At 53.4% G+C, this 12,030-nt stretch carries 10 protein-coding genes and 2 pseudogenes; 2 read left to right on the top strand and 10 right to left on the bottom strand.

Annotation, left to right across the window (positions count from 1 at the left end; genetic code table 11):
• The coding region (locus tag HOK28_03885) for a hypothetical protein (protein MBT6432205.1) at positions 1-186 on the top strand (186 nt) is incomplete at its 5' end.
• Positions 187-191: 5 nt separating this feature from the next.
• On the opposite strand, the gene HOK28_03880 is transcribed toward HOK28_03885, so the two are convergent.
• The 8 genes and pseudogenes from HOK28_03880 to HOK28_03845 form a co-directional block, all read right to left on the bottom strand.
• Positions 192-755: a hypothetical protein gene (locus tag HOK28_03880; GenBank protein ID MBT6432204.1), complete on the bottom strand. Its 564-nt coding sequence runs from the start codon at positions 753-755 to the stop codon at positions 192-194.
• A gap of 29 nt (positions 756-784) precedes the next feature.
• Positions 785-1,387, bottom strand: a complete 603-nt coding sequence (locus tag HOK28_03875) for a hypothetical protein (protein ID MBT6432203.1) — start codon at positions 1,385-1,387, stop codon at positions 785-787.
• A gap of 38 nt (positions 1,388-1,425) precedes the next feature.
• Positions 1,426-2,831: pseudogene (locus HOK28_03870) on the bottom strand (sodium/proline symporter).
• 85 nt (positions 2,832-2,916) lie between these two features.
• A complete protein-coding gene (locus HOK28_03865; protein MBT6432202.1) occupies positions 2,917-3,996 on the bottom strand; it encodes an efflux RND transporter periplasmic adaptor subunit in 1,080 nt (359 codons plus the stop codon).
• Positions 3,997-4,000: 4 nt separating this feature from the next.
• Complete coding sequence (locus HOK28_03860; protein ID MBT6432201.1) at positions 4,001-5,260, bottom strand: ABC transporter permease; 1,260 nt, start codon at positions 5,258-5,260, stop codon at positions 4,001-4,003.
• Positions 5,261-5,263: 3 nt separating this feature from the next.
• A complete protein-coding gene (locus HOK28_03855) occupies positions 5,264-6,400 on the bottom strand; it encodes an FtsX-like permease family protein (protein ID MBT6432200.1) in 1,137 nt (378 codons plus the stop codon).
• Positions 6,401-6,495: 95 nt separating this feature from the next.
• Entirely contained in the window at positions 6,496-7,215 is a 720-nt protein-coding gene (locus tag HOK28_03850) for an ABC transporter ATP-binding protein (GenBank protein MBT6432199.1), read from the bottom strand.
• Complete coding sequence (locus tag HOK28_03845) at positions 7,212-8,552, bottom strand: TolC family protein (GenBank protein MBT6432198.1); 1,341 nt, start codon at positions 8,550-8,552, stop codon at positions 7,212-7,214. The genes HOK28_03850 and HOK28_03845 overlap by 4 nt, the downstream gene beginning before the upstream one ends.
• A gap of 427 nt (positions 8,553-8,979) precedes the next feature.
• Here HOK28_03845 and HOK28_03840 point away from each other — a divergent pair, with 427 nt between their 5' ends.
• Complete coding sequence (locus tag HOK28_03840; GenBank protein MBT6432197.1) at positions 8,980-11,673, top strand: ATP-dependent RNA helicase; 2,694 nt, start codon at positions 8,980-8,982, stop codon at positions 11,671-11,673.
• Positions 11,674-11,722: 49 nt separating this feature from the next.
• Here HOK28_03840 and HOK28_03835 read toward each other — a convergent pair.
• Both HOK28_03835 and HOK28_03830 read right to left on the bottom strand, forming a co-directional pair.
• Positions 11,723-11,815, bottom strand: a pseudogene (locus HOK28_03835) (peptide-methionine (S)-S-oxide reductase).
• Between the two features lie 25 nt (positions 11,816-11,840).
• Positions 11,841-12,030, bottom strand: a 190-nt coding sequence (locus tag HOK28_03830; protein MBT6432196.1) for a hypothetical protein, incomplete at its 5' end; no start/stop codon positions are given.

Here is a 12,030-nt window from a genome sequence, read left to right as displayed (position 1 = left end):
TTTAGCTTAAGTGACCGGGTACTTACGCCGGCTATCAACCGTTCCCGAGATGCACATCTTGCAGGAGATGAGGCGGCGGGTAAGAAGTTTGAGATGTTGCACAAATTGAGCGTTCGGATCTTCAGCTCACAGGCTTTAGCGATTCTACTTGGATTCGTGATGCTCTTGATGCACGAGAATCCTTAAGAGGCTTAAGGAATGAGCCAAGTGCTTTGCCAGGTGTCTTGTAGCCAGGTGAATTGAGCACGTTTATGTTTAGGGCGGCCTAGCTTTAGCCAGTCCATAGAAAACGCTGTAGAGCGAATCACCCCGAAGTGAGTATCTTGTAGGTCGCCTATAAAGTCGAAGCTATCTGCATCTTGAATCGATGTTTTGGGCGCTGAGTCTACACCGTAACTTGCCTGAGTATGAGCGGGGAGACGTTTCCAAGCTTCTTGAGAGGCGGCGTCTCGATGGTGGAGGGTACACGCCCCTTGAATGCGCAGTTGCTCTTTGGTCTCCGGATCCCAGAAACACCAAGCGGACTGGTGGACCTTACTCAGCTCATCCCACTTCGCAGAACGCGTATCTGTATGAAACTCCAGACAACGCTCACGGTAGCCCCGAAGGACGACGGTTCGCAGTGTGGGCAAACCTTGCGTGTCGAGGGTGGCGAGGGCAGGTGTTCGCCATGGATCTTGAGATTTCGCCGGAGCTGCCGCGAGACGCTCGATGATGTGTTCCAGGAGAGTTGCTAAAGATAAATCGTCCATCATGGTTAGATAGGGGATTCAGGAGGATAGATTCAATTGTTTTCAAGCAGTGATTTGACTTGCTCAAGGAGGCTGCTGAATTCGATGTCTAGAGATGTCATGGCGATGATGATGATGGCCCCAATCACGAAGACTATATTGAAGCGGAGATTTCTCTGAGCCTCTGTAGTGATACCCGGTCTTGAAACCGGAGTGGGTGTGTAGCTTGGGGCAGCAGGGGCAACTGGCTCAGGTTTCTGTGGTTGAGACGTGGGTGCAGGGTATTGGGGCTCGGCGGGTGTTTGTTTGGGGGCGCCGCTGCCTGCGAAACGATTCTTTTCCAGCAAAAGATTGAGCGGGGAGATCAGCTTAGTTGTTTCCAACACGCTTGGATCCTGAGGAATCCACCCTTTTTTGTTGTAGAGATCCCGTAGAAAGCGCTGCGCAGTGAAGGCGTAAACCAGATTGAGAAACCCGGGAATGAAGATTGAGAATACAAAAAAGATTACAGCATGAAGCCACGCTCGTTTAACTGCAAAGTAAAACGGCCCAAAGAGCAGTGTCCATAACCATGCTTTATCAATGGAGTGCAGCAATCCTGTTTCGGGATCCTTAAATAACGTCGCGGTGTCTGCGGTGATTGGACCTGAATTCATGGAATTTATTTCTCAGCCTTTACATCTCTCTTTAAAAATTAGGCAGGCTCACGCGTTGATAACAATTTATTGCCCAATGCATACACTATGAAGCCCGTGGCCATGCCAGGCAGCACGTCGTACATCGCTCCTGAAAAGCCCAGGCCGTAGCGCCAAATGAGCACGGCGGCGATACCAGAGAGCATCATCGCTGCTCCGACTTTACCGGAGACGTCTTTACCGAGAGCACGAACGACCAGCAGTGGTCCGAGCCCTGATGCAAGGCTTGACCAGGCTAGCACGACCAACCCGAATACGCTGCCGCCGCTTAGGGCTACTCCGAGCATTCCCAAAGTAATCCCAATGGTGACCATCTTTACCACGGTGTAGTTTTGAGCAAACTGCGGGAAGATGTCTTGGGTGAGAGCCGCTGAGCAGGAGAGAAGCTGGGAATCGGCGGTAGACATGGTGGCTGCAAAGAGCCCAGCCAACACAAGGCCAACAAGAACACTCGGCAGCAACTCTTGAGCCAGAATGGGCATGGCAAGTTCAGTGTCGAAGCCTTCTCCACCTGGAAGAATAGCCCGAGCAGCAAGGCCAACACCCACCGCAGAGGCCGCAAAGAGCACATACCATACGATGTATATCTTCCGAGCTTTGTCGGTGTTGTCTGGATTGTCGAGGGTCATGGCGCGAATCATGATGTGAGGCTGTCCCACCACACCTAGGCCGGCGGCAAGCCAGCCAAGTAGAAAGAGCCCAAGGCCCCATTCGAGGTTGTTGGGAAAGATAGCGACGAGGTTGGGATCAATGGCTTCAAGTTTACTGACCATACCGCTCCAGCCGCCGCATTCGGCCAGGGCTACGCCAAAGAGCATCACCATAGCAAAAATCATCACCACAGATTGAGCCGCATCGGTCCAGATCGAGGCTCTGATACCGCCGGCAAAGAATAGACCATCACGATGAGGGCTCCGAGAATGGCACCGACGGCGTGGTCCCAGCCAAAGAGTGCAGTGAGTGCTTTGCTACCAGCTGTGAGCTGCGCTGCCGCGTAGATGCCCAAGAAGATGAGTGTGATGAGGCCGCCAATGATGGTGACACTGCGCCCACCTGTGAGGCCTTTACCGAGGAATGAGGGTATCGTGACAGCGCCAAGCTCTTCAGAGCGACGACGCAGCTTTTCGGGCACGCCAGAGAGCCAGCCCAGGTAGTCGCCAAAGACCCAGGCGGCCATCAGCCAGACAGATGAGAAGCCTTCGGTGAACGTTGAGCCAATCAGGCCAACAAACATAAAGCCGCTGTTGTTGGTGGATACGGCCGATAGGGCCATGAACCATGGGCTCACGCTTCGGCTGGCCACCAAGTAATCTTCGGTGTTGGTCTGCTTACGGGTCGATGCATAGATACCCACTCCGAGAAAGCAGGAGAGGAAAACAATGAAGCTGATGGCAACGGTATTCATGAATCTCTCCGTGGGCGCTAGATGAGTGGCTTACCTGCCACAGAAGAGAGACCTGAGCTAGGTTTGCGCTCAGTGATGTCTCTATTTAGCTGACATCTTTAGGAACGATGACTTCAGCACCTTCGGCGAGACCGTCTTTGACTTCGATGTGGATGCCATCGGAGAGGCCCAGCTCTAAATAGCGTTTTTCCGTGGTTTCGGCCCCGGTTGGGACTTCAACAAAGGCTTTTCCATCGTCAAATTGCAGCACCCGCTCGTTGAGGGTGAGAACTTGGGTGCGGCTGTCTAAGACAATACTGGCGTTGGCGGAGTATCCAGCCCGGAGAAAGACCGCATCTTGAACTGTCACCGCGGCTCGGATTTCAAACTGAATGGCTCCGTCATTGTTGCTGGCTTTTGGGGCGATGTGCTCGAGGCTTCCGCTCAGGTTATTCTCACCCAATGCCCCAACTTTGATATCCAGGGTCATGCCTTCTTTTACTTTGCCAACATCACCTTCGTCGAGCCATCCAATGAAAACCATATCGGTCATGTCGGCGAGGGTGGCGATGGTTGTACCAGCGTTGAATGCATTGCTTTCAACTACGGATGCACCTTCTTTGGCGGGAACGTTGAGCACCATGCCGTCAATAGTGGCCCTAACTTCATTGGACGCCGCGGACGAACCGGAGGCAACGCCTTCTCGTACGAGTTGGAGATGGCTTTGGGCCGCTCTGAGCTCTTGTTGGCGGAGTTCATAAGAAAGCTTTTGAGCCGAGAACTCGCTCTCGGAAATAACTTCTTTCAGCTTACTGAAACGCTCAAACTCGCTTTTCGCGTTTTTTTCATTGAGCAAAGCGGCGCGAAGCTTGGCCTCGGCATCGTTTACCCGCACCACATCGGGTACCACTCGGATCGTAACAATGAGATCACCTTTTTTGAGGACCTGCCCGGGCTCAACGTGCACCTTTTCAACAATGCCCGAGATTTGAGGCTTTACTTCAACCTCACGCCTTGGAGTAATGCTTCCGGTGGCGACTGTCTTTTTAACGATATCGCGTATCTCGGGTTTGGTTAGCTCTACTTCGACTGGGGCTTCCACGGAATCGAGATAGAGTTTGCCTACCACACCGAAAAAACCGGTAATCAACAAGATGACAAAAAATAGAAGACCTTTGTTATTCATGGATCTACTCCATCCTTAAAGCTTCAATGGGGTTAATTTTGAGAGCGGCTCGTGCGGGCATGATGGCGGCGATAAGCCCTAGAAATACAAGAATGACTGTTGCCCAAACTGCAATATTGAGGTCAACGGACGGTGCGCGCATGATGGACGATGACTCGCCCAGGAATCCACCCGCAGCTGAGAGCACGCTGACAGCGGCAATCAGTCCAGTGACTCCCGCAATGGAGGTGAGTGCGACATTTTCTTGGACAATCATGGCGACAATGGAGGAGGGGCGTGCGCCTACAGCCCGGCGAAGGCCTATTTCTTTGGTTCGTTCTTTTACGGCAATGAGCATGATGTTGCTCACGCCCAGCACACCGGCCAAGAGAGTCATCAAGCCAACAAACCAGCTTAGTATTTCAATTGCAGAAAAGAGCGATTCGATTTTGCGAAATTCTTTTTCCGAGTTCCAGCTGCGAACACCCGACGAATCGCTGGGCGCTACATCGTGCCGGGTTTTGAGCATGGTTTTGACTCGGTCTTCGATTTTTGAAGCTGAGAACTCTGGCAATGCGGTCACCGCCAACCAGCCAATGCGATTGCCACGCTTAAAGGCCAATTGAAACGCGCTAAGTGGTACAGAAATACTGCGAAGGGCTCGCTCGGCCATGTCTCCACTTTGTTTGGGTTTGGTGACACCCACCACCAGAAAGTAAGATTCTTGAATGGCAATCAGTTTGCCAATGGCCGATTCATCGGATTCAAAAATCTCTTCAGCTACGCCTTGTCCAATCACGGCCACTTTGCGCTCATCGTCCATGTCAATTTGGTTGAGGTAGCGGCCCGATACCAGGGTTTGAGGCTGCACCAGACGCATTTCCGGCACATCGCCTTTTACGCTGAAACTACCTGATTTTCCGCCATGGCGAACCGAAGCCCCACCGCGGTATCCGCCTAATTGATCTCTTGGGCAGACATACTCGATGCCCTCAATAGAGGTTTTGATGGCTTTGACATCATCACTGTTGAAGCCAATGCGCCGCCCCGGCTGAAACCCATTGTGCGGTTTGGATGTGGAGCTTCCCCAAATCCACATAGCATTGGTAGCAAGGCCTCCCATGGATTGCCCCACGCCAGTTTGGAGTCCATTTCCAACCCCAAGCATGCATATGAGCATGAATACACCCCAAAACACGCCGCAGGCGGTTAGGAAGGTCCGCAGCTTATTTTGGCTGAGTACTTGCATCACTTCATTGAAGCGGTCTGTGTCAAATTGCGCCATGACCTATTCGTCCCTCAAGGCCACAACGGGACTGACTTGGGCGGCGCGATAGGCCGGTGCAACACCAGAAAGGACACCGGCTACAACCAATACCAGGGTAGCGGCCAACACAGTACCCAAGTCAACGTTTGGGTCTCTGAAGTAGTCGGTGGCTGGCACGTGTTCTCGGATGATGTGAACCAGTCCCATGGCGGCACTAAGGCCCATGAGGCCGGAGACACCAGTAATGAGAATGGCTTCTTCTACCACCAGCAGGATGATGCTGCGGGGTGTGGCGCCCAAGGCCTTGCGTAGTCCAATTTCTTTGGTGCGCTCTTTAACGGAAATAAGCATAATATTGCCAACGCCCAAAATCCCGGCCGCCATGGTGCCAAGGCCAACCAACCACACAAAGAGTCGGATGCCTGAGAAAACGCTTGTGACGCGTTTGTAGCCCTCCATATTGTCGCGGATACGCAGGGCTGATTTATCGTCACGGGCAAAGTTGTGATGAGCGGAGAGTGATTTACGAAGAGCCGCCTTGGTGGGCGTCGTATCTTGTTGGTGCTTTTCGTCCAAGGTAAACATGATTTGCGCAACCTCTGACGTTGCTCCGGATAAGAGCTGGGCGGTGCTGATGGGAACGTATATTTTTCGCTGCTCCGAAGACCGGCCTTCGTCAATGAAGATTCCGACCACCTTGTAGTGAGTGCCGGCAAGAATGATGGTCTTACCCATGGGATCTGCATCACCAAAAAGTGGTTCAACCACGTCCGCGCCAATCACCGCTACTTTGCGAGCTTCTTGGATATCTAAGTCGTTTAAAAAACGCCCCTCGCGGACGATGCTCTCTTCTAAAAACTTGTGGTCGGGGTGGGTGGCTCGGATATCAAAGGCACCTCGCCGGTTACCATGGCTGATTTTCATGGATCGAAATCGAAAGTAGAAGCGAGAGGTGATGCGTTCTACGCCAGCGATGTCCCGGGCGATAATATCGTAGTCATCGTTGTTCAATTTGATTTTACGATTGATAGGGTGCCCATCGTGCGGCTTTTGAGTGTTGCCTCCGTAGACCCAAAGCGAATTGACGGCGTCGTCTTTAAAGTTGTGAGTCACGCCTTTGCTGACGCCATCGCCAGCGGCCAAGAGAATGACGAGCATAAAGATACCCCAGGCCACACTCAATGAGGTGAGAAGGGTGCGCAACGGGTGAGCGCTAAGTGTGGTCCACACTTCCTGAAGGGTATCTACAAAGTTCACGAGGCCGCCGTTGGCATAGGTTCACGCGGCGCTGTTGCTGTGTCTGGGACGACTTTACCATCTTTGAGCCGCACGGTGCGCTGGGTCATGGCTGCGATATCGGATTCGTGAGTGACCACCACAATGGTCAGGCCGTCGCGGTTGAGCCCGGTGAGTAGATCCATCACTTGGTAGGATGTTTCGGTATCCAAGGCGCCGGTGGGCTCATCTGCGAGCAGGACGTTGGGTTTGGCCGCCAGAGCTCTGGCAATGGCGACGCGTTGCTGTTGCCCGCCGGAAAGTTGAGTCGGGCGATGCGCTTCCCAAGGTCCTAGCCCCACTTGTTCGAGGTTGTCCTTGGCAATTTGGAGGCGCTTCTTGCGGGGAATGCCTTGGTAATAAAGCGGGAGGGCTACATTTTCCAACGCCGTTTTAAAAGGCAGGAGATTGAAGGACTGAAAAACAAATCCGATATGACGGTTACGAAGTCCCGCGGCGTGGGTTTGCGAGAGGTTGCTCATGTTTTCGCCGGCCAGCGTGTATTCACCTGAATCAAAAGCGTCCAATAAACCCAAGATATTGAGAAGCGTTGATTTACCAGAGCCTGAGGAGCCCATGATGGAGACCATCTCTCCGGTTTCAACACTCATGGAGACATCTTTGAGCACGTGCATGGTCGAGGCATTGTCGCCGCTACCGAGGTGATAGGACTTATTGATGTTGTGGAGGTGAATCATGGTGCTTCGCCTTCCGCGGGCCAGCGTCCCATGGCTTGCAGTAAAGCGAGCTCGGCCAAGCGAACTTCCAGCTTACGCCCTACAAGATTGGACTGCGCCGAGAAGGTATTGGCGATGGCGTCCACGCGTTCCAGTGCGGTAGCTAGGCCATGCTCAAACATCGCTGCGGTTTGTTGACCATTTTTCTCGGCCAAGGCGGCTTGAACCGTAGCTTGCTGAACTTCGGCGAGGCTCGCCTCTAACCTTTTCTTGGCCACTTCCACTTCGTGGGAAATCACGCGGGTGAGTTTACTCACCAAGAGACGCGCTGTTTGTACTTCGGCTTCCAGCCGGTCATCTTCTGCCATCCGGTACCCACCGGAATAGAGGCTCCAGCGCATGTTGAGACCCACTGTCCACTGAACATCTCTATCGACCACACCGTCGTTTCTTTTTGATACAGTGGCTCCAGCACTGATGGAAGGTAAGTAACCCGCGAGGTTTTGGCGGATGGCCATGGAGGAGGTGTCCACAATCAGCTTGGCTTGCCTAAGGTCGAGACGGCCTTCGAGTGCCTGGTTTGCCAGCTCTTCATTCTTCCAGTTGAAATCGATGAGGGATTTTCCTGGGGCTTGAAGTTTGGGGCCATCCTTTGAAGCATTGGGCAGGACCAGCAGCTGGGTGAGATTGAGTCCTTCCAGAGTTACATCGCGGTTGGATGAAATCTGGGTGGACTCAGCGGATGCTTTTTCCAATTGAGCGCGCGTCACATCACTGGCGCGTCCAACACCGGCTTTAAATCGCTGCTCTGCTTGAGTCACGGTGAGACCAGCTACTTCCAGCCGATTGCCTGCGGCGACCTTCACTTGCTCCGTCGCGAGGACTGTGAGGAATTGCCTAGCCACTGCAAACGCGAGTTGCCTTCGAGTCTCTTGGGTGGCGAAGTTCTGGGCTTGGGTGCGGTCAGGGGCGGAGAGGTAATCGGCGAGCGCGCTTAGGTTCACGAGGTCGATGGTCAGGTCGGCCGAACCACTGGTGATGGTCTTGCTTTCAGAGTCAACGGTTCCGAGGTCGGCTACTTCGCTGGTGGTGGCTGGTAGATAAATGACCGATGCGCTCGCACTAAGCTGAGGAAAGAGCCGCGCAAGGACTTGCCGTTCTCGAGCTTCAGCTTGCTTGAGCCGAAGCAGGGCAATTTCGGAATCTTCATGGTTTGCCAGTGCCTGCTTCACCGCGTCTGAGAGGGATAGCGGGCTCTGCGCTGAGGCGGAAACCGGCACTACAAGGCAGATGAGCAGCCCGACCAGGAGGCGTAACTTGGATGATGTAAGAAGCGAGAACGTCGTTGCTTGAGCCATGAGCACTTTTTCTTCAAATGGGGTCCAGAATTGGACGGATTCTGAATCACACAGTGAAGTCGTTTACAGGCCAGAGGCTTGTTTTTCAATGGGAAAGCTCGGCATTTCGGCGAGCGCAGCCAACACTCACCCGAGCATCGTCCTTGTCTGCCACCAGATTTTGGGAGCAAGCCCCGACTGGAGCGGGGAGCGTTGATTAAAATGTCAATTAATACAGCTGCTTAGGTTTATTTGGGATTCGGGGTTTTCTGCCCAGCGCGATAACTCGGCCATCAGTCCTTTACTCAAGTCTACAAGAGTACAATGGCTCAACGAGAGCGTAGTTGCTTTCTCCATGGATGCATCAACCTTGAGCACAGGCAAAAATTGGAGTGTGGATGATTGACTCTTGGTTCAGGAGAAGAGCCAAGGTAAAGATTCCTTCAAGATGACGAACGCGCCTGTGAACCTCCCCATTGATAGTCTAGAGCCCCAGCTTAAGGAGCGGCTCAAGACACACGTCGAACCTACGGTGGTGGTGGCTCCCACGGGCAGTGGTAAATCCACCCGTTTGCCGGGCTGGATGGCGGAGGCTCTTCAGGGCAAGGTGCTGATTGTAGAGCCTAGGCGGGTGGCGTGCCGCTCCCTGGCGAAATTCTTGGCGGGTCAACGCAATGAAGAGTTGGGCCAGTCGGTGGGGTATCGCGTTCGTTTTGAAGACCACTCAAGCGAAAAGACTCAGCTCCTATTTGTTACTCCCGGCGTTGCCCTGCGTATGATGGCTTCCAAGGCCATCGAAGACTATGCGGGGGTGATGCTCGATGAGTTTCATGAGCGAAGCTGGGAGACAGATCTCATCTTGGCCCTCATGGTGGAACGGTTTTCTAAGATACGGTGGCTTATCACTTCAGCAACCATCGATGCGGAAACATTGGCCAGCCGATATCAAGCAAAAGTGATGCACTCACTGGGCCGAACTTTCCCCGTAAGTCTTCACCATTTGGAGTCGCGCCCGAGCCCCAGCTTAGATGACCTAGCCGAGACGGTGTTCCAAGTGGTTGGAGATATCTTGAAGTTGGAGGGTTCTCAGGCAGGGGAGCGTTATACGCCACCGGTTGCGAATCTCGAAGACTCCGACTCTGGAAATCAAGGTCGCGATATTCTCGTTTTCCTTCCCGGTAAAGGCGAAATCGGGGCGTGCAGGAATGCCTGCTTGCCCCTTCAGAAAAAATATTCCGATTTTGAGATTGTGATTGTTCACGGCGGGGTCCCCACCGGTGAACTGAACGCTGCTTTTCAGGCCTCAAACCGGGGCAGGCGAAGACTCTATCTTTCCACCAATGTGGCGGAGACATCGGTGACCCTCCCGGGGGTTGGATGGGTGGTGGACTCTGGTTTGGTACGGATGCGGATTCATCGCGGAGGACGGACGGTTTTGGCCTTAGTGTCTACTTCCATGGCCTCCATGGAGCAGCGGCGTGGCCGAGCGGGAAGATTGAGGCCGGGTCGCTGTATTCGCCTCTTCTCGAAGCGCTATTCGCCCGATCCCCATCCAGCACCGGAGATGGAACGCATGGAGCTGGACGAGGTGATTCTTCGCGCGGCCTCGGTAGGTCTTGTGGGGAATGCTTTTCGTGACGGTGCTTTCCCCGCAAGCTTGAAAGAGTTTGCTTATGAGCGTGCCATGGGCCGGCTTCTGGAGATCCGGTTATTGGATGAAGCGGGGAGCATGACTGAGCTTGGGCAGGCCATCGCTAAGCTACCGGTTTCCATTGATGAAGCGCGTGTCCTCGTGGATGCGCCAAAGAAGCTCCGAGGTACCCTTTGCGACTTGGTAGCTTTGATGGGACGGGGGGACCGATTGCTTCTTCCTATGCAAAGTATCCGGGGGGAAGAGAAGCGAGAAGATGTGATGGAGGCTCGTAAAGAGCTCTTGATGAATTGCCGGCACGAGGTCGACACGCTCTTGCTCTTACTTCACGAAGGCCAAAGCCAGCGTCACCACTTGAATAATACGGCACTTAAAGACACGCGGAAATTGAGCGGCCTTTTACGGAAACTCTTCCAACTTTCTTCCAAGGGTGACCTTGATATTTCTGCCGGTCATTTGGCGCAGGTGAGTCGACATCTTCTTCGGCGGGTACCGGAATGGGTATTCGTGTTGCGAAAGCGCGTGGAAGGGAAGGCTCCACCTCGGAAAAAATCGAGATCTATGGGTGAGCCCTGGGGGAACGGCGGGGAGGAAATTCTCCTTGAAAGTTTTACCCCACCTTTTATGAAGGAACCCACCAAAGAGGTGAAAGCCGGAATTGTCTTGTCGCAAATGTGGTTGGGGACAAACCGGGGAATTCAAGTGAGCGGGGTGGGCCGGATGCTTTTGCCCTGTCCCCTTAAAATGTTGGTGGAGGAGGATTTTGGGGAATTGGAAGTGACGGAGGCACGGCTCCCCAAAGGTGGGGGTCAAAGCTCGGCTCAGAAGGAAGGTTTCCTGGTTTCTTTGGATAAATGGCCTCGCTTAAACGTCATTACCGCCAATCAACGTCGGACCTATGCTGGGCGTGTTTTGGATTCGTCGAGCGCGGCACTCAAAGGCCGACCTCTTCGCATGGCCTTGGCGGAGATGGTGGCCCATGGGCGATGGGCGCCGGACTTGGGGCTGTGGTTGGCTTCTGAGTTAAGGGCTTGGTTTATGAGCCATCATTGGGGGCAAGAACTCGGTTATGAGACCATGGGTGATGCATTGCCCACGCCGCCCAATCTTTTGCCCCTCGAAGAAAATAATCGGAGTCGCGCGGTAAAATCCGAGTATTTGGGTGTGCAAGACTATTTGTTGGCGAAGCTGCAGGCGTTAGGTTTCGAAGGTGTTTCAGATTGGGAATTGATGGGTGCCGATGACCTAAAGGCACCCCTGGATGGACTCTTTCATAAAAAGGAAGCTATTCTGAAGGATTTCCCCGTACGGTGGCAACACCAGGGTGCTTGCTATCGCACTGTCGTTTACGCAAACCAGCGTTCGGTGACTTTAGAGCCGATGAATCAGAATGCATCTAAGGGAAAAGAACCAGCGGGCGGGTTGGTTCCGAGGTTTCGGGGATTTTCGGTCTACTATCAAAAGGCCGACCGGAATATTAAAATTCGCTGATTGAAGGTGAGGGGTTCGCAAGAATTTGTAGAATGCCCGTTGAAGCTAGCTAAACCTTCAGCCCAATCGGGCAACTCACGCCCATGCCACCAATGCCGCAATAACCAGTCGGATTCTTATGCAAGTATTGCTGATGGCTGTCCATTAAGCTCCGTGATTCTAAGTCCTTAGCCCTCATGGCTATGAACCAATGCATCATCACCCGTCCGAGCCTTTCTTCGGCCCACCCATTCTGCGACAGCATTGAGACCCATAAGGGCTCTATGGTCCATCATGGACATGGAAAAGGGCAAGTCTTTATAGGGTGTGAACCCGTCGAGGGTTGCATCCATACCAATGTGGTAGGACATACCGGCT

Source organism: Deltaproteobacteria bacterium (assembly GCA_018668695.1).
Lineage (GTDB): Bacteria > Myxococcota > XYA12-FULL-58-9 > XYA12-FULL-58-9 > JABJBS01 > JABJBS01.
The sequence above is the reverse complement of the archived record's forward strand: the minus strand, read 5'-3'. Positions and strand labels throughout refer to the sequence as shown.